This is a genomic window from Chryseobacterium sp. WG23 (assembly GCF_024586575.1).
In the GTDB taxonomy this organism is placed as follows: domain Bacteria; phylum Bacteroidota; class Bacteroidia; order Flavobacteriales; family Weeksellaceae; genus Chryseobacterium.
The window spans coordinates 55,819-80,194 of the sequence record NZ_JALCZE010000008.1; the positions used below are offsets into that span (position 1 = coordinate 55,819).

Consider the following 24,376-nt stretch of genomic DNA (forward strand, 5'->3'; position numbering starts at 1 on the left):
TTCCGGAACCACTTGACTTTTGTTAGTTAATTATTTTTCTCCTGATCCTGCTGAGGCTTTCCGGTTTCATCCCTAAAAATGAAGCAATATGCTGAATGGGAACATGCCGGATGATATCCGGGAATTCCTTCAGAAGCTTAAGGTACCGCTGCTCTGCACTCAAAGCAGATAATTCTCTGGATCGGTTTTCATTGTAGGCAATAGACTGTTGGAAAACAGAAATACTGAAGTCTTTCATCATCCGGCTATGAGCAACCATATGATCCAGATTTTCTTTGGAAATCCTTAAAAGTTCACAATCTGTAATACATTCTACACAATCATCAGACTTTGTTTGGTTGATAAAATGAGTATAAGAAGTAAAAAAACCGGGTGGACAATTGATATGAGTGGTTACCTGATTTCCATTATGATCCATATAAAATAGCCTGAGGTATCCTGAAATAATATAATAAAGATAGCCTGGTATTTTACCTTCCTCTTCTATCACAGTATTTCTGGAAAATAGCACCGGTTCAAAACAGGTTTTTACAGCCTCCGTTTCTTCGGGAGTTATCTCATGTCCTGAACGTATATATTGCAAAAGTTTATCATGCATTGAGGGTGAATATTGATGAATCTGCCACAAAAATAGCCAAAAGAAAACTTCAGTCCCTCTTTCGGTTAAAAAAGATTTTTCCCAAACCCAGATACAGCCTTTCTCATAGAAGAAAACAGTCACTCTGATGCCGGGGATAATCTATATTTTAAGCTTAAAAAATAATAAGCCGTTCCGCCGGCAGCATATGCCAATGCATCAAAAATATCTCCGGTAAACCGATGTGATATTCCCGGACAAAGTACTTCAAATAAAAAAGATAAATACAGCACTGAGGTGAGAACAAATTTTAAATCCGGTTTCCAGTGGAAGCCCAATAAGCTGTTCATTATATATTCTATCAGGCAACAATACATAGGAACGCTAATACAGTCAGTAAAATAGTCATTGATCACTGGAATATACATTCCTTTTTTCCTCAATACAATGATGAGTATCCAGACTGCCAACCCCACGAAAAACCAATACGAAATTCTTTTTCCCATCACATATGGAGTATGGCCATTATTAAACCAATGATTATCTGCAGGACTTTCGCCATAGTATCCTGAATATCAATTCCGTTTTTATTTTCTTTTTTTCCGGCTTCTTCGTAATCAAATATTTTTTTCCCTTCCATACTGATTGGATTTTCTTTACAAATATACCTCAAAATTAGAACAAATGTTCTAATTTTAAAAATAGTATTAAGGAAAATCTTATATTCTTATATTTGTTACAAGATGAAAACCAAAGAAAAAATTTTATTGAAAGCCTTAGAACTCTTTAATGAGAAAGGTTATACTACTATTACAACAAGGCATATCGCAGCGGATCTCAATATCAGTCCGGGAAATTTGCATTATCATTTCAAACATTCGGAAGATATCATTAAACTGCTTTTTCAGGAACTGGTTTTGAAAATGGATGAACTTTTGGACAGGATGAAAAAGATGGAGGATAATACTTTGGAAAATCTTTATCAGTTTACTTTTTCAACCTGTGAAATTTTTTATTCTTTCCGGTTTATTTTCGTGAATTTTGTAGATATCCTAAAAGAAATTCCTGAAATAAGATCACAGTATGAAGAAATCCATACCAGTAGAAAGGAAGAATTTCAGATGATATTTTCAGGCTTGCAAAAGAATAATATTTTTAAAAAAGATGTTCCTTTATTTATGATGGACAGTCTTATCCAGCAGATTTTCATTATTGCAGATAATTGGCTTACCCACAACAGGTTAATTTTAAAATTGGACCGGGAGGCCGCTATATCCCATTATACCTTGCTGCAAATGAATCTCTTTTATCCTTTTCTGAATAAAGAACAGCAGAAATTATATGAAAAACAATATATCATTCCTAAAGTATGATCATCAGAAAAGGAAATACAGGTGATCTTACTGATATGAAGCTGCTTTTTGCAGAAACCATTACTTATGTGTGTAAAGATGACTATACTAACGAGCAGCTGGAAGTTTGGAAATCAGGTGTTGAAAATGAGGAAAGATGGCAAAAAGTAATGGAAGAACAGCTTATTTTAGTTGCTCTACATGGAGATAAAACAGTTGGTTTCTGTACTCTGAATCAGGGAAATTATATTGATTTGCTCTTTGTACATAAGGATTATCAGCATCGGGGAATTGCACAGGCATTGTATACTCAGATAGAGCAGGAAGCAATACAACAGGAGGAGTCAAAACTGAGTGCTGATGTCAGCAAAACAGCAAAACCTTTTTTTGAAAAAATGGGGTTTAAGGTGAATGCTGAACAGACCGTTACTGTAAAAGGAATTGACCTCATCAACTATAAGATGAGTAAAAGTCTGATCAAATAAAAAATTATGCAGAAACAGCAACCTGAATATCATGAATTGAGAATTCCTGTTCCCCAGGAATTTGAAAATGTATTCACTCATTTTTATTTTGCTGAAAATACTTCTGCTGACGCTGTGGCTAAGACTTTGCTCCCTACTTATCAAACCCTGTTATTGTTCTGCTTTGGGAGACAGGCATCGATGTCTACGCGTGAAAAAACAATCATTGGTGTTGATAAATGTATTGTTTTCGGGCCTGTAAGACAAGCTTTAGAGTATACGCTTCCGGCAGGATCTTCCATTCTCGTGGCCAATTTTAAAGATGATGCATTCTTCAGATTTTTTGGAAAACTTTCTTTTGTACATAAGACAGCCCAACATCCTGATCAACTTCTGGATGAAAATTGCTTCACCAATTTATGGTATGAGCTTTCCTATCTTCAGTCTGCTATAGAACAGGTGAACCATATTTTAGAATTCTGTATTCCGTATTTACAGGATCAGGATCATACCAGCAGGCTTTTGAGTAGTATTGAAAATGATTATTTAAATCCTATAAAAATTGTTGCTGAACAGACTCATCAGACCGAAAGAAATATTCAGCGCAAGCAGAAGGAACAATTTGGATATTCTATCAAGGAAATTAACCGTTACACCCGCTTTTTAAAGGCCATAAAAACCATCGAAAAACAGACTGTAAAACAGGAAAAAGTTCAGTGGTTTCATATCATCGATGAATGCGGCTATTATGATCAAAGCCAGCTTATTCATGATTTCAAACATTTCCTGAATATTTCGCCTGCCCAATATTTAAAATTTCAACAGGACATCTGCAATCCTAAATTCTGATCATCAGATTTCGTTTTCTTACAATTTTTACCACAGCTGCTCCTCTACATTTGTCTTATTAATTTTAAAAGCAGCACAATGAAACACTTACTAATTTATGCACACCCCAACGAAAACAGTTTAAATCATAATCTTTTACAGCAAGTCATAGCAACTCTTCAATCCGGGCATCACGAAATTAGAATCAGGGATCTTTATCAGATGAACTTTGACCCGGTTTTATCTTTAACAGACATGCAGGAACAGCGTGCCGGAAAAGTATCTGAGGATATATTACTGGAGCAGGACTTTATTTCATGGGCAGATCAAATTACTTTTATTTATCCTATCTGGTGGACGGGACTGCCTGCCATCATGAAGGGATATATAGACCGTGTTTTCAGTTATGGCTTTGCCTATCGGTATGACCAGGGAGTACAAAAAGGACTTTTAAAAGGAAAAAAAGCCTTGATTATCAATACTCATGGAAAGTCTCATGAGGAATATGCAAAAACAGGGATGAATACGGCCCTTTCTCTTACTTCTGATCAGGGAATTTTTGCCTATTGCGGTTTTGAAATCATTCAACATTTATTTTTTGACAAAGCTGACCGGACATCTGCGGAAGATCTTGAAATATGGAAAAAGCAGATCACAGCAGCTTATTCTCAACCTGTTTTTAATCACTGAAAAAAAATTTACTATGGCATGGTATTCGCTTAAGAATTGACAAGTAAAATTGTTTTGAACCATTATTTTAAACCATTAAGATTAGTAATTAGTTAATTTTTAACATCACTATATTTCTTAATGGTTTAAATATTGGTCTTCAATTGAAAAGTTTCTATATTTGTATTTCATGAAACACTTAAACAGCATATTGCGTCTTCCTTTTTTCAGTGAGTATTACTCCCGATCTATTGTTCGGGAAGACTTTCTATAGCTATTATTCAGTAAAATAATCTACACTTATATAGAGCCCGGACAGTATCTGTCCGGGCTTTTTAATTTTAAAATTATTCATTATGATCAGTACATTACAAGAAAATGTGGCCATTACCCTGCCTGAAAACGGGTTGGAGGAAAAATTGAAACTCGCCAAAGGGGAAAACAGAAAATTAACTGTAAAATTAGGTTTTGACCCAACAGCCCCTGATTTACATTTGGGTCATGCGGTGGTGCTAAAAAAACTGAAACAGTTCCAGGACCTGGGGCATCAGATTGTGGTTGTTGTAGGAAGTTTTACAGCAAGAATTGGTGACCCTACGGGGAAAAATAAGGCAAGAAAACCTTTAAGTTCTGAGGAAGTAGAACATAACGCGCAAACCTATATCAATCAGCTATCCAAAGTTATTGACGTTGAAAAAACAAAAATTGTCTTCAATTCTGACTGGCTGGACGCCCTTGATTTTCCAGAGGTTATTCAGCTGATGTCAAAAGTAACGGTAGCCCAGCTCATGCACAGAAACGATTTCAGTAAAAGATTCACAGAAAACACCCCTATTGCTATGCATGAACTGGTATATCCCATTCTTCAGGGCTTTGATTCTGTAAAAATTGAATGTGACATTGAAATGGGAGGAACGGATCAGCTTTTCAACTGTACTATGGGAAGGCAGCTCCAGGAAGTTCATCAGCTACCTGCACAAATTGTCATGTGTATGCCCCTGCTAAAAGGTCTTGATGGAAAAGAAAAAATGAGTAAATCTCTGAATAATACGATTGGTCTTACAGATGATCCCAATGAAATGTTTGGGAAAACCATGTCTATTCCGGATTCTTTGATTAATGAATTTATTAAACTCACCACAGATTTCTCACCGGAAGAAAAAGCTGTATTAACATCAAAGATAGAAAACGGAGAAAATCCAATGAATATAAAAAAGCTGATTGCCAAGAACATCATCAGTCAATACCACAATAAAGCTTCTGCCGAAAATGCAGAACTGTTCTTTAATCAGCAATTTCAGAATAAGAATTTTGAGGAGAAAAATTTTGAGCCTATTTCCACTTCTCTTGTGTTGAATCATCTCCAAAATAAGACGACGATCCTTGAGCTCTGTCATCATTTAAAAAACAATCTGAGTAAATCTGCTGTGCGAAGGCTCATCCAAAGTGGAGGGGTTCAGATCAATTCCGTTAAAATCATAGCACCGGATCAGGAGATTGAGCTTTCAGAGGGACTTAAGATAAAAATAGCAAGAGAAGCTTTTTTGAACTTGTATAAGAATGGAAGCCGGAGACTGGAAGAGCAAAGCCATTATAAAATTTAAAAATAACTCAAATCCTTTGTAAAAACAAATAACAGCATTACTTATTCCAGTCTTTTTCTTTCTCATCTTCAGTGTTAAATATATTTTTTGTGTTTCAGCTTCAGGTTTATTCAATATCTTAGTTCCATTAAAAGCAAGCATCAAACCTCGTCGAATGAAATTTCCTCCACAAAACAGAATACATTCATAATCCTGTAAACTAAGGGAAAGATTCATTATGTATGAAAAAAAGAAACGGGGTTGAAATAAGTTTTACTATTATAAGCTGATACATGGAAAGACATACTGCAATTTACCTATTTAATAAGGCAAAAGCGGCCACAAATCTTTATGAAGATCTTCAGAGGTTATACCATACCCAAACATTCGAAGAATATATTGAAGACAGAAAAAAAGAACTGAATGATGATAAGATCAGCTATGACAGGATCCTGAAAACCGTAAGAAATGACATGAACAGCATTATGCCCCATGAGCTGCTTGAAATCATCCTGTTCCTAAATCATCAAATATATCCTATGTTCTCCAATGATCCTTCGGAAGCAAGAGATGAATATTTTAAAACTTTATATCATCATTTGGGAATTACCCGCCTTTATCAGCTTCCTGGTACAAAAGCATCTGCAGCCTATGTATATCAGTATGAAAACTATACTGATTTTTTTCCAATCGATAAGCTGGGGAATGGAAATTGGGGTGCAAATATCCGGTCTGAAGATTTTCTGCGTTTCAATGATTATCTGATTCTGACAGCAAAAAGAATTATTGAAAGTAGGCTGTGTGATGAGGACATAACCAGAGAAGAGGAAATAATCATCAACACAATTAAAACTGAAAACCAGGACAATGCTCTCCTATTTGAGATCATCGGGCAGGAACTGGAATTTCTTACAAAAGTATTTTATCCCAATGACAAAAGTCCTTATACCCAGACAGTATACCATGCTTATGCTTTCTTAAAGCAATCTATAGAAATGAGATCAAAAATCAACATACAAAAAAATCCAAGAATTATCATTTCAGATTCTTATTATTAACACTGGAAGAGGAAGACCTGGAAACATTATCCGGCCGTTCACTTCTCAGTCATTTGTTTGAAATAAAATAAGACAGCCAAACTTTAGGCTCCATAAAATTAATCCGGTTCAACATTAGAATTCACAAACTATGAATACTCCATTTACTTATCAAAAAGCTACGGAAAATGATCTTGATTATCTGCTTGACCTTAGAATAAAAACAATGGTTCCCCATTATGCAGATTCGGGTCTTCCCACAGACCGGGAATCTGCTCTTAAAAGGATTCTTTATGAGTTTGATAAAGCTTATATCATTTTCCTGGATCAACATCCCGTTGGGCTCTTAAAAATCAACAGAGCAGCTGAGAAAACAGAAGTTCTCCAGCTTCAGATCGATCCCGAATTGCAAGGCCGTGGATTGGGAAGAAGAATTTTAAAAAATATTCTTAATGAAGCTTCGGAAGCAGGAAAAACGGTCTCATTAAGTGTTTTAAAGACCAATAAGGCTCAGCATCTTTATTCCAGTTTAGGCTTTAAAACAGTAGGAGAAGATGAGCATTCCTATTTCATGGAAGTTGGAAATTAAGAGATGAAATTACCGGAAGCAATCAAAACAAAAAAACTTTAACGTAGGCATGGGAAATCGTGTATGATTCTATTGTATTGAGATTGCTGCATTTTGTTTGCATTACTGGTTGGCCATCGTTACATACATCAACCGTCCCCCTTCATCAGCAGACAACAGTATTTTTTTTCCATCCGTAAGTTCCACCATAGAACCCGGCGGAATCTCTTTCTGTTCTGTGATATCTTTCATACCGGGTAAACTTTGATTCACCAATACCCATTTCCCCTGATGGAAAGTAAAATATCCTGCAGGCATTTTATCCTGCATGGTAAGGTTTTCATTTCGGATAACCTTTCTGGAAACATGCCATTTGAATAAGTACTGGTTGTGATAAACCATCAGTCTGTGGTTTTCAGGTTTCCAAACCTCATCATCAAACTTAAAATACAAATCTAAAACAGGCAGGCTTCCCTGATGAGGGGTTCCACAGAATGGGCACCTGGGAACACTCGTATTATCAAAGACATACCATTTTTCTGTACAGACAGGATTATGACAGGGCTGTATTAAATCTACTGTTTTCAGTAAAGCTGTTTCCCATTCGTTAGCTGTAGGACGTCTGATAGGATCGTGTAATCCATCCACAAATGCTTTTTTAAACAGATCGGAGAGATAAGGCCCAACAATGGTATAAGGTATATTTTCAGGATCTCCCCAGAAAGCCTCCCATTTTCTCAGCTGACCGGTTTTCACATAATTGGTAGAATCTTCTGGATGTTCCACAAACATTGCTTTTTCACCCATCGACAGTATTTCATCTTTTTCGGAATCCAGATCCCATATTTTCCCTCCCCGCAACGGATGTCTTCTTAAAAGGTACATATAAATCAGGGTTGCAAGAGCATGAAGGTCCGTTTTCTGGTTGGGTAAATACCTATTCGGATCTTTAAGGTCCAGATGTTGCGTTTTTAAAACTTCAGGGGCAATAAAATCTGCTGTCCCGATAACTTCAGGTGGAAATAACTTAGGAACTACAAGACCATCTATATCAATAATACAGGCTGATTTTGTAACCGGGTCCACCAAAATATTATTGTATGAAAGATCGGAATGGGCCAGCCCCATCTGATGCAGCTTTTTAACACCGCGGCTGATATTGATAGCAATCTGAAAGTAGCTCAGCCAATCTCCAAGTTCAGACTGGTCAAGCCTTAACGGATATTGATGGTTACGGAACATAGGTGCCGTAAACCATTTTCCTACTTTATCCTGACCCAGGATATTATCTGAACCTACATATCCTTTAGCAAAGAAGAATTTCTTATTATAAACCGGGACAATAATCCCCGTCAGTTTATTTTTTTCAACAATATCATACGGCCATCTGAATATTTCGTTCAGAAAGTATTCCGCAGCATTTCCGTTCTGTATATTCTTCAAATACGTAGAAACAATTCTTATGATCCTTTCTTTCTGTCCTTCATCCAACGGACTCCGGTAAAAAGCCACCACATATTCCTTGTCAGGAGAGAAGTAGACATCTTTCACTCCACCCCGGATGGGGCTTTCGTCAATATATTCATAAGTTTTGGCTGTGTCTAAAACAGAAACAACCTTAATTGTTTTTTTCATACTTTATTAATAGATTATGGCCAAAGTGCGGTCATCATGGTTTCCTCTGCTCCAGAAATCCGTCCAGGTCAAAAGCTGTTTATCAATCTCTTCATCATTGATAAAATCTACCTTTGCCTGGTCATCATTGTTTCCATTCAGATCATTAAAGAATGCTTTCCAGCTTTTGATATCTTCCAGTTTATGTTCTGTGACAAATTTAGGATCATAGATACCGTCCGTCATCAGAGTAAGAAAGGAAAAATCTTCCACACAGGTGATTGTAAAGCGTGATGCCATCTGATCATTAAAAATTTCTTTCATCGTGATAAAGCGGGTACCCCCACTGAACTCACCCACATCCATTGAATTCAGAAGCTTTACTTCTGAAAAATCTTTACTGATAATGTTAATCGGGCAGTCTCCTACTCCAAAACTTAGAATTACATAGCCAAATTCAAATTTTTTGGCCAGCGTAAAAATCAATGTGGTATGAAGATCATTGACTGACAGACTATTTGCTATAGCCGTTTTTTCTAAAGTCTGATAAACCTCCACTACACTTTCATATAAATATCTTACTATATTTTGTCTGGCCTCATCTTTCCTCTCCTGGGAATATCCAGCTTCATAGATTATCCTGACATTTTTTTCAATCTCACAGATTATTTCCTGTGTGCTGAAAAATATATTCACCGAACTAACCGCTAATCTGGATCCTTCCCTGGCAGCTTTTGCTGAACCCGCCCCATCTGCAACAGATACAATATTCCAGGATGAAGGAAGTTCATTTACGGCAAAATCATCATCCCTGAATTTCCCTTCATGGGCATGGGAGCGGCCTCGTTTAGAAACCACAACAATTTTTTTGTCTAAAAAGTTATCTTTACAGGAAGTCTCATCCGGTTTAGGAAAATCAGCATCTTGAGCACTGGGAATATTTTTCCACAAATCTTTGGGATCAGCATTCACAAGCAACTGTATTTGTTTTGTCTCTATACTGTTTCCATCATGGATATGAGAAAACTGGATCTCTAAATGATATACATTACCGGTTTCCGGGGTTCCTGATAGGATATTGTTTTCAAAAACAAGTCCCGTTCCTTCAAGGTTTCCTATATTTTTAATCTTAATATTCGGAAAATCTGTCAGATCAAAGATAAATTCATAAAACTGTTTTGAAATAGCATTTTTCAGTCCCCAATGAGCCTCTTTAAATTCCTCTTTTTCTTGATCAATGATCGTTTTTTCCATGGCTTTTTTGGGGGTTCCAAAATAAATTTTAGGTATTTTCATGCGTTCTGTATCCAGCAATTATTACTATAATTTTATCCTTTGTTTTCTAAGCCGAGTAATGGATCATTTTTCATCTCAGTCTCGCTACCCCAGTGTTCTGTTAATATCGAAACCTTCACTGGAAAACCCATAATAATCCGATGTTCCACACCATGGGCATTTATTATATCCTTCTCCCGGCAGACAGTGGATACCACCACAGGAACACGTGGCCAGCGCAATAGGATTAGCACAATGAGGACATGAAGTTCCTCCCTGTAATTCTTCTATGGAAATCTTCAGCCTATTTTTCTGAGAAGAAGAAAGCCTGAAATACGCTTTTTCATCAATTTTATAGGCTCCGTCCAATTTGTAATATCTCGTGGACATTCCGGGTATTCCTGATGCTGCAAATGTTTTTTTAAACTTCATCAGATACAGCTTTTCTGTTTCTGAGCATTTACCGTTCAGCACCACAAAATTATTATCAGGAAACTTTTGTTCCATTTCGGGATCTACCTTTTCTAAAATAACAGAATCTATCTTGGAAAGATTAATTCCTTCTTTCTTAGCTTCAGTAACACTCTGGCTGGTTGTTTTAATGGAATCTGTCACCCATTTGAAAAACTCTTTATAAGAGTTTTCATCTGTATTATTAAACAATAAGACGTTCTCTGCTAAGGAACCCAGCAGTTTGTAGTTGGTATTCTCGCCTATAGAAACAGCAATGGTATTAGCTTTTCCACTGTATTTGATATTCCATCTTTCAATGGCTTTAGTGGCATCATCAGTCGGTACTCCGTCTGTGAATAAAAAAACAATAGGCTTCCAGTCTCCTTTCCTGTCATACGTTGTTTTCACAATATCCCGGTCTATACAATCCATTATTTTAATAAGGCCCTGGGATAAGGATGTCCCGCTTCCGATGGGTATTTTTGGAGGATAAAAACTGATGATATCCTGAAGGGGTGTAATCACCTCAGCTTCACCGGCAAAACCTACCACTGAAATATAAACAGTTTCCAGCGAGTAAGGATCTTTTTTCAATTCTCTGACAATATTGGCGATACCTTCCTGTACCTGCTCAATAGGCTCTCCTACCATAGATTCGGAGATATCTACTAAAAAATAAATAGGCAGTCTTCTCATGATCGTAAAGCCAGTTTTTAAATAATAATATTAAGTTCAGACGGTGGCGGTGGAAGTGTTATATTTTCTCCTGTACTTTGTGAGTGCCCACCCTGTGTAATGGACGAGCTTACCCATTTGAAAAAAGAGGAAAGTGTAATGGCATCTGTAGCATCCAGCTTTACCACATGATCGGTAAGTTCTTTAAGATACTGTTCGTCTGCTTTTGGGCCTGCCGCGCAGCCTACAATAGCCCCAAAATCAAGACCTTTGATCACCGGGATCATCTGCCTGTATTTCTGGATATCTGAAGGTTTCCCATCGGTAAATATGAAAAGCAGAGGCTGCCAATCCCCTTTCTCCTCAGAAGTTGCTTTTATCAGATCTCTCTGAACGAGCTCCGAAACCATTTCCAAGGCAGCTCCTGTATGGGTTGGCCCGCTATCCGGACAGGTAATTTCCATAGGATAGAAGCTGGCAAGGTCCACCAGTGGAACATTATTTTTAACTTCTCTATCAAAAGTAATAACACTAAGATGAAGGCTCTCCATCGCTTGCGGATCTGCACGGAGCATACTGATAAGCCCATTGAATCCGTTATTCAGGGCCTGAATTGGCTCTCCGTTCATAGAACCTGAGGTATCCAGTAAAAAATAGGCTAATAGTCTTCTGGTCATTATAAGACAAGTATTAATTGGTATGCCGGCTTGGAAGTCTCCGACTTCCAAGCCGGCATTCATCGTTATGGTTAATAGAAATAAAGTCTAGTTTGGGTAGGCGTACTGCTGTCTCAGGATATCAATAAAATTATCCGTCTGGTGTGGTTCTCCCACTGCCCGGAATTTCCAGTCGCCATTATGACGGTATGCTTCTGCAAAAACCATAGCACACATTCCGTTCATGCTTGAATCTCCAGATAAACTATATTTTGTAATCTCTTTCCCTGAAGCATCTACAGCACGGATAAATGCATTGTCAATCATCCCGAAATGCTGGTTATTGCTTCTCCCCTGATAGATGGTAACTACAAAAACAATTTTCTGATAACTTTGATCCAGCTGATCCAGTTTAACGATGATCTGCTCATCATCCCCATCCCCGGCGCCTGTTCTGTTGTCTCCGGTTAGCCATACATTTCCACTTGGATGCTGCATGGAATTAAAGAAGACCACATCTCCCTGATAAAGCCCCATCTGTCTTCCGTCATTGGTTTGGACTGTTCTTCCAAGGTTGGCTACTTTTCCGTTTCCGTCTAAAAGGAAGGCTACTGCATCAAGATCATATTCAGTTTCTTTATTAAATAGTTTTCCAAAGAAGCCTCCTTGTTTTCTTACATCCCATCCTAACCCGATCGTAACTTTCGAAAGGTCATAAATACTTTCTCCGCGGTCATTTTTTCTTAAATCAATGGTCTGACCTTTCTGTAAATTAATTGCCATAGTTATCGTTTTGTATATTTGATCGTTTATTTAATGATTTGTCCTTTATAATATTTTTCCAGAAAGAAACCTAAATCTGCTCTGTAGCCTATTCCGGACGCTTCAAATTTCCAGCTACCATTTCTTTTATACAGTCTTCCGAACTCAACCCCTGTTTCAATAGAGAAATCTTCATCCAGTTCATATTTTGCAATTTCCTGGCTGTTATTATTATCTACCACTCTGATATATGAATTTCTTACCTGTCCGAAATTCTGCTTTCTTCTTTCAAAATCCTCTATCGTTACTACAAAAAGGATTTCTTCCACTCTTGAATCTACCTTTTCAAGATCTATAACAATGGCTTCGTCATCGTCTCCATCGCTGTTTTTACCGTTTGGATCATCACCGGTATGCAGTAAAGCCCCATCCGGGGACTGTAGATTATTATAAAAAACAAAATATTCTTCGCTTACTAATTTTCTGTCGGAATCAATCATAATGGCAGAAGCATCCAGGTCAAAGTCATAGCCTGTTCCTTCATTCGGGTCCCATCCTAATCCTATTGTCATTTTGGTCAGTCCCAGTTCAATCTTTTGTCCTTTCTGTAAATTAATTGCCATAATGTATTATGTTATAAATTATTTTTGCCTTAAGTTAAATTTGATTTATGACCTGACCAAATTTATTTATAAAAAATAATCTGTACACTACACCTTCGTGTAGTAGAATTCCACAAAAAAAGTCCAATTTTTCAATTGAACTTTATATGGTGTATTATGTAAAATTTATTTTTACATTTTTTTATCCGAAACAGCGGCATTTCTTGCCTTGGCTAACATAGGAATAGATATCAATCCCATTACCAGCATAATGACAATCTGAAGCGGCAGGGAAATGAATGAGTAGGTAAGCCCCATTTCTCCTCCCAGATCAGCACTTTTCCCTATGGAAATAAAGAGTGCCATAAATCCGTATTTCATCGCCAGGTTATAGGCTCCGATTCCTCCACTTGCAGGAATGATCATTCCCAATGTTCCTACCACAATAATAAAGAAACCATCCGCCATTGTAAATGCTGAGGTTTCAGGAAGTGCAAAACATACCAGGTACGCCGCAAAATAATAGGAAATCCAGATCCCTAAGGTATACAGGATAAACTTCCCTTTCTCTTTTAATTTAAAAATGGTGGTTAGCCCCTGAAAAATACCATCTATAAAATTGACTATTTTTCCTAGAAAAGGAACTCCTGCAAGCTTTTTTTTAAATACAAAAAACAACATTGTTCCTCCTGCCAATATGAGAAGAACAAGCAAAATTTTATTAGGATTGATACTTACTCCCGAATTTTCGTAAAAAGAAAGAATTGCTTCATATTTAAAGAGTAACGTCAATCCAAGAAAACCAAGCATACATATAAGGTCTACTACCCTTTCCAGAATGATCGTTCCAAAAGATTTATCTACCGGCACTTTTTCCACTCCATATAGAGCTGTTGCCCTTGCCAATTCTCCACTTCTGGGAATAGTAAGGTTCATAAGATATCCGAATGATATAGACCAAAGTGCATTGGAATTGGAAATCTTATGTCCCATTGGTTCCAGCATCAGATTCCAGCGAATCGCTCTGAACCAGTACGCAAGAAGGCCAAATACAGACGCAAATAATACCCAAAGGTAATTGGCCTTAGCTAACGATTTTTGAATCACTTTAAAATCAAGCCCCTTTAAGGCAAGCCATAAAAAAAAGCCTGCAAAAGCAAGCGATATTACTATTGTAAGTATTGATTTTAAAGGATTTTTTGATGTTTTCTCCATGAATTAGGTAAGAAGATTTGTTTTTTCATCTGGGAAAACTATTTTCGGCTGGAAGTCTTTTGCCTCTTCAGGGGTCATTTGTGCATAAGCAATGATAATAATGATATCATCTCTCTGTACTTTTCTTGCAGCAGGACCATTCAGGCATACTTCTCCGGATTTTCTCTTCCCTTTGATAACATAAGTATCAAAACGTTCTCCGTTGTTCACATTGACAATATAGACCCTTTCTCCCACTACCAAACCGGCAGCTTCTATAAGGTCTTCGTCTATTGTTATACTCCCTATATAATTAAGGTCTGAGGCCGTAACTCTCACCCTATGAATCTTGGACTTAAAAACTTCTATTAACATGATGCAAATTTATTAATAAAAATTAATAAATCAGGTGTGTACTATCATTTTAAAACTCCCACAAACACAGCCATTTATTTTTATAAAATATAAAAATTTTGAATTTTATTTACAGATTTAATAAACATATGCTCAAAAACATTAAAAGTTTATACGCAATTTAGGATTTAATAAATACAGTAAATAATATTAATTTTTTGCTAAAGTCAATACACATAAGCATTTGGCATGATTTTAGTAACCCGTAACGTAGATTTTTCGTGGAAACCCGAATTATCATATTTTAACCATTTTCACATAAAAGTAAAAAAATTATGCAAGTTTTAATAAAAAAATTGCACAATTAGAAAATAGTATTATATTTGCTATAATTACGAACTAACTTTAATATTAAAAATTATGAACAAGTCTGAATTAATCGACGCAATCGCAAAAGATGCAGGGATCACTAAAGTTGCAGCTAAAGCTGCTTTAGAATCTTTTATTTCTAATGTAACTACTACTTTAAAGAAAAAAGAAGGAAAAGTTTCTTTAGTAGGATTTGGTACTTTCTCAGTAGCTGAGAGAGCTGCTAGACAAGGTATTAACCCTGCAACTAAAAAACCAATTAAAATTGCTGCTAAAAAAGTTGCTAAATTTAAAGCTGGAGCTGATTTATCTAACGCAGTTTCTGGTGTTAAGAAAAAATAATCATTCAGATTACAAAAATTCAAGGCTGTTTCTTAGGAACAGCCTTTTTTATGTGTAAATGCTTGCATTCCAGAATAATGAAAAAATACAGAATATCTATAGTCCATGATTATCTATGATCGAAAAGCATTGTTACTATTTCCAACAGCGTCTTTGCCATCCATAGGAATCCAGATTATGTCCTGAATATAACAGCAGAGATTTCTGCGGACTACAAATAAACGTTGGATTGTATCGACATCAGTATACAGCAACGTAACGATATAATAGTAGGCGTAAAGCAACCTTATTTAAAAGGGGAAGGATAATAAATAAGCGCTGAATCATTTTCAACGCTTACATTTTAAATTTCTATTCAAAAAACTATGGTGCCAGTCTGGAAATTTTCCAATCCAGGTCTTCAAGCTGATAAATAATTCTATCGTGGAGGCGGTTTGGTCTTCCCTGCCAGAATTCAATTTCATATGGTTTTGCCATATAACCACCCCAATTATCCGGTCTTGGAACTTCCGTATTTTCATATTCTTTTTCCAAATCTTTAAGCTTTTCTTCTAAAAATTCTCTGTTTGGAATAACCTGGCTCTGTGGAGAAACAGCTGCTCCCAGCTGACTTCCTTTAGGTCTTGAATGAAAATAACCATCACTTAGATTATCCGCTATCTTTTCCAGATTAGCTTTAATAATAATTTGCCTTTCCAGATTGGGCCAGAAGAAATGAAGGCAGGCTTTATGATTATGGGCTATTGCTTTTCCTTTTCGGCTGTCGTAGTTGGTATAAAAAATAAATCCTTCATAGGTATATGCTTTAAGCAATACCATTCTTGTTCTTGGGCAACCATCTTCTTCTAGTGTAGAAACCGCCATAGCATTGGCTTCGGAGATCATTTCGCTCTCATTTGCCTCCAAAAACCAGTCTCTGAACTGCTCAAGAGGATTTTGTTTTATCTCACTTTCAATAAGTTGGGATTTATCATACACTTTTCTTTTGTCGTGCAGGTTTTCCATAAATATTTTTTATTAAATTTGAGTATGAATCACTCATACAAAGGTAAAATATTAATCTCGACCCCTGACATTTCCGGTGATATTTTTTCACGATCGGTAGTGTTGGTTATTGAACATAATGAAAGTGGAGCATTTGGTTTGATATTAAATAAAAAAAACAGCCAGATGAGTACTAAATTCAAAGATTTCTTTGATTTCAAAATTGAAGTTTACGACGGTGGACCTGTAGAAAACGATAAAGTTTTTTTTATTGTAAGAGGAAAGAAAGTAACAGAAATTTTCACTGATATCACTGATGAATTCTATCTCACAGAGGATATTGAACGGATTATCAATGCTGTATTAAATAAGGAGCTTGATATTCATGATATAAAGATCTTTTCCGGGTACTCAGGATGGTCTCCGAACCAGCTGGACACTGAAGTTCAAAGAAAAGTGTGGACGGTAGTGGATGTATATAACCTGGATTATACTCTTCCGAATGATCAGACACTCTGGAAGTCCATTATGCAGAATCTTGGGGGAGAATTTTTACTGTGGGCAAATTCTCCTGAGGACATTTCATTGAATTAATAATTTATACATCAATACCTTAAAAATAATTAACAAATTTTAAGATTATGTTAACTAATTTTTAAAAAAGTTTTTCCGTTATTTGAAAAACCAAAATCAATAAAAAATGAAAGGTATAAGATTACTTGCTTTATCCATCTTTTGTATAGCATTTTTATCATTTACCCCTATTAATAAGAAATACATTATCATAGACGCCGGCCATGGCGGCAATGATCTTGGTTCGGTATATGGGCATTTTTCTGAGAAAGATATTTCATTGAATATTGCTAAAGAGATTCAAAAGATTAATGAAGGTTTACACAAGTATGAGATCGTTTTAACAAGAAGCGATGACAGCTATCCCAGCCTTTCTGAAAGAACAGCCCAGATTAACAGTTTAAGCCCTGAACTGGTTATTTCCCTCCACGTCAACAGATCTCCTCAAGAAGAAACTGTACAACAGGGAACTGAAATTTATGTTCAGGATTCAGAAAACTCTAAAAAGCTGGCTGAAAAAATTTCCAAAAAATTTGATGCACGCAAAATTGAAGGGCGCAACCTTCATATGCTAAGAGAAACCAAAGCTCCTGCAGTATTGGTAGAACTTGGATTTATCAATAATTCCAAAGACCGGAAATATATGACCAGTGAAAAGGGTCAACAAGAAATCGCAAAAAAATTCGTTGACGTTTTCAACGAATATTAAGAATAAGAAACAATTTCTGATTTACTCAGAATAAAACCCGGTAAAGGACTTTGTTGTTGTTTACCGGGTTTGTCAATTTTTATTGAAAACTCTTTTTCCAGCTTTCCACCAGTTCCGTAAAACGGCTGTTTTCAAAGGTTTTATTTCTTATTTTACCTACAGAAAATATACCTTTTTCATCCGAAATCATTAAAATCTCTTCGGCTTTCTGGGATTCAAATGCTATGATTTCATGTTCCTGAACATCCATAAGATTATTTTTATGCAGATAGGTCACAAAATTTTCCATTAAAGGAGAAATGTAAGCTCCCTCCGACTGTTTTGGAACTTTAATAACATCCCCTGCCAAAAATAAAAGATTTCCTGAAGTAGAACGTGCAATTCTTTTATTGGGATTCAAAAGGATCACCTCATCAAGGTCATTTTCCTGTGCATAAATTCCGGCATAAATATTTTCCGGGCAATGAACCCTGATATTGCTTAACAGGTTATTATTAACGTTAATTTCTTTAATCAGATCCATGTCTAAAGATCTTCCATGAACAGCCAGTACATCATCCATTTCCACTACTTCATAGAAATAGGAAACTGAAGATTTTGCTAACGTTACCTCATCAGCATTTCTAAAAACCTGGAAATTGATAATTCCGTTTTTAATTCCTTTTCCTTCAATAATATCCTGTTGAAAAATATTCTGAAAAAATTCCAACGTATACGTAAGAGGGATATTCATTCTCATCTTTCGCATGGATGCCATCAGGAAAAAGTAGCACTCTTCATCCATGATCAATCCTGCATTTTTTATAAAGAAAGAAACTTTCACAGTATCGCCCAAAAGAAAGGCTCTATTCTTTACCTGTACTATATCTGAAGTAAAATATTGATTTTCCAATTTTTGCTGTGATTTATTTATAAAAAAATAATGAACGATAAATCGTTCATCAGTTTTATCATTTTAATACAGTACAACATTATGCTGCACCTAACTTTATCCTAAGATTTTCAATAAGGTTTTCCCAATACATTGCGTTTTCTTCTTCGTCTCCTTCTTCACAGAAATCTGTAATGTTAAGAGCTAAATCTTCTGTAATATCATCTATTGTGATAGTCATTTCAAAGAAATTTTTAGTTCCTTCATCCTCTTCCCATCTGAAACGAACGAAACCTTCAGGCTTATATCTGATTAAAGTAGCTTTTTCTGCAGGTCCTCCTCCCCAGCTAAAAAAGAAATCATCGCCTTTCTCTGTCACCTCATCCGCAAACCATTCAGACAACCCCTCTGCAGTTGCCAGATATTCATATAAAATCTCTGATAAACAGTGCATTGGAAATTCGTAATGGACTTTATGTTTCGCCATATAATCTTTGTTTTTATCGTTCCGCAATATATAAATTAATTTTTTTATTACACAAAAAAGCAATTATTTTTTTAAAGAATCTGCATGATATTTATCAGAGGTATTAAATCTACATTATGTTAAATACCAGCACATAAACTTACCATGTAAAGCATAAAAAAATCTCTCCGATTTGAAGAGATTTTAATCTTTAATTTTCATTCAATATATCAAGTATAATGTGACATCCCTGTCTGATCTCATCCAGGGAGAGTGTTAATGGTGGAGAAATTCTGAGGTATTCATTTCTGTACAGCTGCCAGAAAACAATAAGTCCTTTTTCCATGCATTTTTTGGCAACCTCCAGTGTATATTCCGGAGTACCAAGGTTTACAGCCAGCATTAAGCCTTTACCATTGATATTTTTAATTTTGGGATGTACCAGAAGTTCTCTGAATAATTTTTCTTTTTCTGCCACCTCATTCATCAGGCCACTGTCCAGTACTTCTTTCAAAGTAGCATAGCTTGCTGCTGCAATCAGTGGGTTTCCTCCAAAGGTAGTAATATGCCCAAGCTTTGGAGAATGGGATAATGTTTCCATAATTTCCCGGGAGCTCATAAAAGCTCCAACAGGAACTCCTCCGCCCATCCCTTTTCCCATAACCAGGATGTCAGGAACAATTCCAAAATGCTCAAAAGAAAATAGTCTTCCGGTTCTTCCAAATCCGGGCTGAATTTCATCAAGAATCAAAAGTGCTCCCACATCTTCACATCTTTTCTTCAGTCTGATCAGATAATTCTCATTGGGAACTAAAAAACCTGCAGCCCCCTGAATAGTTTCTAGAATAACACAAGCTGTTTTGTCTGTAATTTTTTCAAGATCTTCTTCACTATTGAACTCAATAAAAGAGATCATAGGTAATAAGGGACGAAATTCTCTTTTATGATTTTCATTTCCTGAAACACTTAAAGCCCCATGTGTATTTCCATGATAGGAATTTTTGAAAGAAATGATCTCTTCTCTTCCCGTATATCTTTTTGCTAATTTTAAACTTCCATCAATAGCTTCTGCTCCACTGTTTACCAAATAGGTAACTTCTAGCGGTTCCGGTGTGGCTTCTGCCAGTAATTGGCATAATGCTATCGGTTTTTCCTGTGCGTATTCACCATAAACCATTACATGAAGATATTTATCTGCCTGTTCTTTGATAGCATTGACAATTTTAGGATGGGAGTGCCCCAATGTATTGGCAGAAACTCCGGCTACAAAATCCAGATATTTTTTACCGTCAGTTCCATAAATATAGCTTCCTACAGCTTTTTCAACCTCAAAACCTGCAGCAAATTTTGTTGTCTGTGCCTGATATATAAAAAAGTCTTTGTGCATTTCCATCGTCTCAAAAAATTTCAGCAAAGCTATAAAAGATTCGCCAAATGCCGAAATTATAAACTCTGAATAAAAAAATACCCTTAAATAAATTTAGGGGCATTTCATTTTGGCAGCCTACTTTCAAAATTTTATTGCATTTTTTCTATTGTAACAAAAGTATTAGGAGTTACTGTAAAAGTTTGTGCACCACCCACTTCAGAAATAGTATCCATTGTAAAATATTCCCCTTGCTTTAAATATAACACGGTATCTAAATTTACAAGTTTAGTAGTTGCATTAAAATCAGTAGCAGTTTCCAATAATCTGGTTCTTTCAACACCATTAACAAATAGGGCGATACCCAGTCGTTTATTGAAAGCTCCACTTTCTGTAGAGTTTAATGTCAAACTGACATTAATCCTGTAAGTTCCATTTTGTCTGATATAGAGTTTTGGGAGCTCCGTGGATGATGTTGTTGACACATTAGTTTTTGCTTTCAGGGGATCATTCAGGTATGTCCCGCTTGCAGAACTAAATGGCAAAGTAACCTGCCCGTTAGTTGTAGAAACAGCATTGTTAAGTTGAAAGCGGGTAACATTACTTCCTAAGCCTATAACATTAAATGCCTTACTCCAGACCAAGCCATCAAAAACCATTGTTTCTCCGGTACTATTCACAAATAGTAACAAACCTCTTAGTGCCTCAATTTTATTGGAAGGTGAAGGCGCATTGGATCCGGTATAAGGTAAATCTGTTATGGTATTGACCGTTGGGAGACCAAATCCTTTTATATTACTTGCTTCACTTGCGTTGTTAATATATACCATTATCTGATCAGCGGTATTTACATCAGCACCCGTTCCATTGGTGAAATTTACCTGTGAATTGTATGTATGCAGTAAAAAAAACATACATATGCAAAATATCTTTTTATTCATGATTTAGTATTTTTTAATTTGTCTGACAACTGCATAGGAATATACAGGATCTTCATTTGTAGAATAATTGGCAAGACCTCCTCCGGAAGCAATAATTCTTTTCATATTAACAATAGATCTTATCCTTGCACCAGCAGGTAAAGATAGAGTTGTTGTAAAACTGGTAGTTTTTGTAGCATTTAGATCTACAATAAACATAAGAGAATAATTTGACTTTTCTGCTATATCTACATAGGTGGCTCCGTTATCATAGCTTACCTGTAATCCTAAGCGATATTCAACTAAACCGATACCAGCAGAAAGACCTCCACCGCTCACTCCTAATGAAAGCCCAACCTCGTATAATCCATTCTGAGCTATTAGAATGCCATTTGCAGCATTTTTTATTCCCAAATAGCCGGTATCTACTAATAACTGATCCTTATTATCCGCAACTCCTCCCCCATATGTCAGGTTATACCCTGAATTAACGCAGGCATTTACTCCTGAAAAATCGCCACAAAAATTACTAAAAGGTGTAGCCAGCCCCAACCTCGATACATTCGTATTGAATCTTCCCTGAAGCTGTCTTGCAGGATTCCAGGAAAAGCCATCATATTTATAGTATTGGTCATCGTTTTTATTATAGATAAGAGAACCTTCCAGATTAGAATGGTCGTTAAACAAATCGGGAGCGGCAGCATTATATCTTGGAAAAAGAGTATAATTATCAGAGCTTGTAAGCAAAACTCCTCTAGTTCCGTCTTTCACTTTTAATATATTTTTGTTACTTGCTATATCACTATTAATAACAACCTGTGCATGAAACCAGGATGCCAATAGTAAGAATAATAAATTTTTCATAAGATTTATTTTTATTACATGGTAAGTTTTTCAATAATAACCTCGGGTAGCTGATAACCTGTTCCGTCCAATTGAAAATTCATTGCTCCTCCGGTACACCCGCCAACAGCAATATTCTGATTTCCAAAGAATGTAAATTTGACAATATCAGCAGTATTAAAAGTACCTATATAAGTACTTGAAATAGAATGGTTGATTTTAGGGCCAAGAATGCCTAAAATTTGAAGCGGATCCGTTGCACTATTTAATGTATATGGAGAAACGGTACTATTAATAGGTACAAAAGCTCCTGATCCATTAGCCTGGAGGGATAAATTCATTCTTGCATAGATAGTTTGTGCAATTCCAAGGCAAACCGGCGCACTAGATGTCACACGGCTGCTAAAAGAAATCCTGTATAATCCGGATGTTTTAAATCTTATTTGAGGGGTACTTGCTGCAACCAGCTCAACATCAGCGGCTATATCATTAAAAGCATTGTTGCCTGTAGCAGTTAGTGGCACATCAATAGGTGTACATTGTCTGTTTTCCAGTCCGCAGAGTACGCAAGTACCACAAGGGGATGTTAAGGTGCCTCCTGATTTTACAAACCTGGCTAATTTCCCATTTTTTAAATTCACTAAAATAGGATCTGAAATAACTTTCCATTGCGTTCCATCGTTTTGTGCAATATTGGCAGCTTGCTTATTATAAAGTATTGACCCCTGTGTTCCGTTTCCTGTGGTTCCTGCAGCCGAAACCGGCAAAATACTTGTCGTATTACTCCTCGGCAATCTTACAGCTTCATTGTTCTGCTGTACGTGCAATTCTGTTCTGATATCAGGCTGAAAAGCGGGAGCTTTAGAAATCCCAACCTGTGCATTTATTCCCATAGAGATAAGAGAGAACATGATAATAGACTTTAATTTCATATTATTATTTTTTTCAATTTGACATAATAAATCTAACAAATATTATAATAATATTTATCAGATTTTTATTTAAAAAAATAATTTCAAAAAATAAAGTAGCTATATCAAAAAAACGATGATTAAATATGAATTTTACATATAAAATAGAGAAAAATATAAAAAAAATAATTCATATCACCAATTAGCGAGTTAAACAGTGTATTTACACTTTATAACGGATAATTTGGTCCTATTTTCGGAAGCTTCCCTTAGGAATCTCTGGCTGCAATAATAGTAAACCAATGTCATTTGGAAAAATCATTAGGTAACGTATACCATTGGCAGCTGTTATATAACATACAGTAATGTATTTTAAATCAACATGAAGAATATTTTCTTTTCTGCTCTTTCAAGTTATTGTTTTATTTATATTTTGTCATTGGCTTTCTGCTAAACCGGTTGGGAAATCCTATTTTTTCAAATATCCAACCTCAGAAAGCCTATAACAAAATTTTCTATTAAGATGTAAACAGGCTCTAAAATTAAGGATGAGCCTTAACTGAAATATTTGGATCCGTTAATCTATAATACTTTTTCTACTGTCACATAGCTGTTATTAGTCACATTATACGTTGTAGTTCCACTCACCTCGGAAATGGATTCCAAAGTAATATACTGACCTTGAACAGCATAAACAGAAAAGTCTAAATTGATTTTACGGTTAGTTCCATCAAAATTGACTGTTTCTTCCAGCAGCTGAAATCTCTTAACATTATTTACATATAAACTGGCTCCTAATCTGTTACTAAAAGAACCTGCAGCACCTGTGAAATTCAAATTCACATTAATCCTGTATAATCCCGTTTGCCGAACATATAATCTGTTAAGGTCAACACCTGTTGTAGGTACATTGGTTTTAAGCTTTAATGGATCTGCAAGGAAATTAGGTTTATCAATAAGGGAGTTTATGGACAACAAAGCAGTGCCTGTAGTAGTGGAAACAGCATTGAGCTGAAACCTTGAGATATTATCAGATTCTATTTCAAAGGCTTTACTCCACACTAACCCATCAAAAACCATTACCTGACCGGTACTTTTAACAAACAAAAGCAGTCCCCTCAATACCTCAATTCTTGATCCCGGAGCATTTACTCCTGTATAAGGAAGGTCTACTTCTGCATTTACTGCTGGAAGTCCAAAACCTTTTACTCCTGCTGCTTCGCTCGTATTGGTAATATACATCATGACCTGATCGTTTCCATTGGCATTAGAGTCAGGACTAGGAATATTTGTAAAATTCACCTGTGCGCTGTAAATATTCATTATGAATAAAGACAGTCCGAATATATATTTTTTCAT

At 36.0% G+C, this 24,376-nt stretch carries 29 protein-coding genes; 10 read left to right on the plus strand and 19 right to left on the minus strand.

The genetic code is table 11. The features are described from left to right. Positions 1-22: 22 nt before the first annotated feature. The 3 genes from MP477_RS13280 to MP477_RS13290 all read right to left on the minus strand — a co-directional run bounded on the left by MP477_RS13280 (position 23) and on the right by MP477_RS13290 (position 1,217). Entirely contained in the window at positions 23-598 is a 576-nt protein-coding gene (locus MP477_RS13280; protein WP_257190801.1) for a Crp/Fnr family transcriptional regulator, read from the minus strand. A 119-nt stretch (positions 599-717) separates the two neighbouring features. Then, positions 718-1,083, minus strand: coding sequence for a hypothetical protein (locus tag MP477_RS13285; protein WP_257190802.1), 366 nt, complete (start codon positions 1,081-1,083; stop codon positions 718-720). Next, positions 1,083-1,217: a hypothetical protein gene (locus tag MP477_RS13290; protein ID WP_257190803.1), complete on the minus strand. Its 135-nt coding sequence runs from the start codon at positions 1,215-1,217 to the stop codon at positions 1,083-1,085. The genes MP477_RS13285 and MP477_RS13290 overlap by 1 nt, the downstream gene beginning before the upstream one ends. 103 nt (positions 1,218-1,320) lie before the next feature. Between MP477_RS13290 and MP477_RS13295 the strand changes: the two genes are divergently transcribed. From MP477_RS13295 to MP477_RS13325, 7 genes are all read left to right on the plus strand, one after another. Beyond that, positions 1,321-1,950: a TetR/AcrR family transcriptional regulator gene (locus MP477_RS13295; protein WP_230040552.1), complete on the plus strand. Its 630-nt coding sequence runs from the start codon at positions 1,321-1,323 to the stop codon at positions 1,948-1,950. Continuing rightward, positions 1,947-2,414 (plus strand): GNAT family N-acetyltransferase, encoded by a 468-nt coding sequence (locus MP477_RS13300; protein ID WP_230040554.1) that lies wholly within the window; start codon positions 1,947-1,949, stop codon positions 2,412-2,414. Before MP477_RS13295 ends, MP477_RS13300 begins: the two co-directional genes overlap by 4 nt. Positions 2,415-2,420: 6 nt before the next feature. Beyond that, complete coding sequence (locus MP477_RS13305) at positions 2,421-3,242, plus strand: helix-turn-helix domain-containing protein (RefSeq protein WP_257190804.1); 822 nt, start codon at positions 2,421-2,423, stop codon at positions 3,240-3,242. 78 nt (positions 3,243-3,320) lie between these two features. Then, on the plus strand, positions 3,321-3,911 hold the full coding sequence (locus tag MP477_RS13310; RefSeq protein WP_230040557.1) for an NAD(P)H-dependent oxidoreductase: 591 nt from the start codon (positions 3,321-3,323) through the stop codon (positions 3,909-3,911). A gap of 335 nt (positions 3,912-4,246) precedes the next feature. Next, entirely contained in the window at positions 4,247-5,494 is a 1,248-nt protein-coding gene (tyrS, locus tag MP477_RS13315) for a tyrosine--tRNA ligase (protein WP_257190805.1), read from the plus strand. Positions 5,495-5,766: 272 nt separating this feature from the next. After that, positions 5,767-6,531: a hypothetical protein gene (locus MP477_RS13320; protein ID WP_257190806.1), complete on the plus strand. Its 765-nt coding sequence runs from the start codon at positions 5,767-5,769 to the stop codon at positions 6,529-6,531. 130 nt (positions 6,532-6,661) lie between these two features. After that, positions 6,662-7,099 carry a GNAT family N-acetyltransferase gene (locus tag MP477_RS13325; protein ID WP_257190807.1) on the plus strand — a complete coding sequence of 146 codons (438 nt, stop codon included), beginning with the start codon at positions 6,662-6,664 and terminating at the stop codon, positions 7,097-7,099. A 102-nt stretch (positions 7,100-7,201) separates the two neighbouring features. Here MP477_RS13325 and MP477_RS13330 read toward each other — a convergent pair whose 3' ends face one another. The 8 genes from MP477_RS13330 to panD form a co-directional block, all read right to left on the minus strand. Beyond that, positions 7,202-8,713: a helix-hairpin-helix domain-containing protein gene (locus MP477_RS13330; protein WP_257190808.1), complete on the minus strand. Its 1,512-nt coding sequence runs from the start codon at positions 8,711-8,713 to the stop codon at positions 7,202-7,204. Between the two features lie 6 nt (positions 8,714-8,719). Next, a complete protein-coding gene (locus tag MP477_RS13335) occupies positions 8,720-9,988 on the minus strand; it encodes a PP2C family serine/threonine-protein phosphatase (RefSeq protein WP_257190809.1) in 1,269 nt (422 codons plus the stop codon). Between the two features lie 84 nt (positions 9,989-10,072). Further along, positions 10,073-11,116, minus strand: a complete 1,044-nt coding sequence (locus MP477_RS13340; protein ID WP_230040569.1) for a TerY-C metal binding domain-containing protein — start codon at positions 11,114-11,116, stop codon at positions 10,073-10,075. Positions 11,117-11,133: 17 nt separating this feature from the next. After that, complete coding sequence (locus tag MP477_RS13345) at positions 11,134-11,772, minus strand: VWA domain-containing protein (protein WP_230040572.1); 639 nt, start codon at positions 11,770-11,772, stop codon at positions 11,134-11,136. A gap of 87 nt (positions 11,773-11,859) precedes the next feature. After that, entirely contained in the window at positions 11,860-12,534 is a 675-nt protein-coding gene (locus MP477_RS13350; RefSeq protein WP_257190810.1) for a TerD family protein, read from the minus strand. A 26-nt stretch (positions 12,535-12,560) separates the two neighbouring features. Then, positions 12,561-13,136 (minus strand): TerD family protein, encoded by a 576-nt coding sequence (locus MP477_RS13355; protein ID WP_230040576.1) that lies wholly within the window; start codon positions 13,134-13,136, stop codon positions 12,561-12,563. Between the two features lie 171 nt (positions 13,137-13,307). Beyond that, positions 13,308-14,330 (minus strand): lysylphosphatidylglycerol synthase transmembrane domain-containing protein, encoded by a 1,023-nt coding sequence (locus MP477_RS13360; RefSeq protein WP_257190811.1) that lies wholly within the window; start codon positions 14,328-14,330, stop codon positions 13,308-13,310. Positions 14,331-14,333: 3 nt separating this feature from the next. Next, positions 14,334-14,684: an aspartate 1-decarboxylase gene (gene panD, locus MP477_RS13365; protein WP_029294648.1), complete on the minus strand. Its 351-nt coding sequence runs from the start codon at positions 14,682-14,684 to the stop codon at positions 14,334-14,336. A gap of 399 nt (positions 14,685-15,083) precedes the next feature. Between panD and MP477_RS13370 the strand changes: the two genes are divergently transcribed. Further along, positions 15,084-15,374 (plus strand): HU family DNA-binding protein, encoded by a 291-nt coding sequence (locus MP477_RS13370; RefSeq protein ID WP_230040580.1) that lies wholly within the window; start codon positions 15,084-15,086, stop codon positions 15,372-15,374. A 363-nt stretch (positions 15,375-15,737) separates the two neighbouring features. Here MP477_RS13370 and pdxH read toward each other — a convergent pair whose 3' ends face one another. Then, a complete protein-coding gene (gene pdxH, locus MP477_RS13375) occupies positions 15,738-16,379 on the minus strand; it encodes a pyridoxamine 5'-phosphate oxidase (protein ID WP_230040584.1) in 642 nt (213 codons plus the stop codon). 24 nt (positions 16,380-16,403) lie between these two features. Here pdxH and MP477_RS13380 point away from each other — a divergent pair, with 24 nt between their 5' ends. Further along, positions 16,404-16,952, plus strand: a complete 549-nt coding sequence (locus MP477_RS13380) for a YqgE/AlgH family protein (RefSeq protein ID WP_230040585.1) — start codon at positions 16,404-16,406, stop codon at positions 16,950-16,952. A 106-nt stretch (positions 16,953-17,058) separates the two neighbouring features. Continuing rightward, positions 17,059-17,640 carry an N-acetylmuramoyl-L-alanine amidase gene (locus MP477_RS13385; RefSeq protein ID WP_230040587.1) on the plus strand — a complete coding sequence of 194 codons (582 nt, stop codon included), beginning with the start codon at positions 17,059-17,061 and terminating at the stop codon, positions 17,638-17,640. A 79-nt stretch (positions 17,641-17,719) separates the two neighbouring features. Here MP477_RS13385 and MP477_RS13390 read toward each other — a convergent pair whose 3' ends face one another. The 7 genes from MP477_RS13390 to MP477_RS13420 form a co-directional block, all read right to left on the minus strand. After that, positions 17,720-18,532, minus strand: coding sequence for an aminotransferase class IV (locus MP477_RS13390; RefSeq protein WP_230040589.1), 813 nt, complete (start codon positions 18,530-18,532; stop codon positions 17,720-17,722). Between the two features lie 79 nt (positions 18,533-18,611). Continuing rightward, complete coding sequence (locus tag MP477_RS13395; RefSeq protein ID WP_034696870.1) at positions 18,612-18,998, minus strand: START-like domain-containing protein; 387 nt, start codon at positions 18,996-18,998, stop codon at positions 18,612-18,614. 190 nt (positions 18,999-19,188) lie between these two features. Then, positions 19,189-20,364, minus strand: a complete 1,176-nt coding sequence (locus tag MP477_RS13400) for an aspartate aminotransferase family protein (protein WP_257190950.1) — start codon at positions 20,362-20,364, stop codon at positions 19,189-19,191. 131 nt (positions 20,365-20,495) lie between these two features. Continuing rightward, positions 20,496-21,284, minus strand: a complete 789-nt coding sequence (locus MP477_RS13405) for a hypothetical protein (RefSeq protein ID WP_257190812.1) — start codon at positions 21,282-21,284, stop codon at positions 20,496-20,498. A 3-nt stretch (positions 21,285-21,287) separates the two neighbouring features. Then, positions 21,288-22,127: a hypothetical protein gene (locus MP477_RS13410; RefSeq protein WP_257190813.1), complete on the minus strand. Its 840-nt coding sequence runs from the start codon at positions 22,125-22,127 to the stop codon at positions 21,288-21,290. A 14-nt stretch (positions 22,128-22,141) separates the two neighbouring features. Then, positions 22,142-23,038, minus strand: coding sequence for a hypothetical protein (locus MP477_RS13415; protein WP_257190814.1), 897 nt, complete (start codon positions 23,036-23,038; stop codon positions 22,142-22,144). A 561-nt stretch (positions 23,039-23,599) separates the two neighbouring features. Further along, entirely contained in the window at positions 23,600-24,376 is a 777-nt protein-coding gene (locus tag MP477_RS13420) for a hypothetical protein (RefSeq protein WP_230040597.1), read from the minus strand.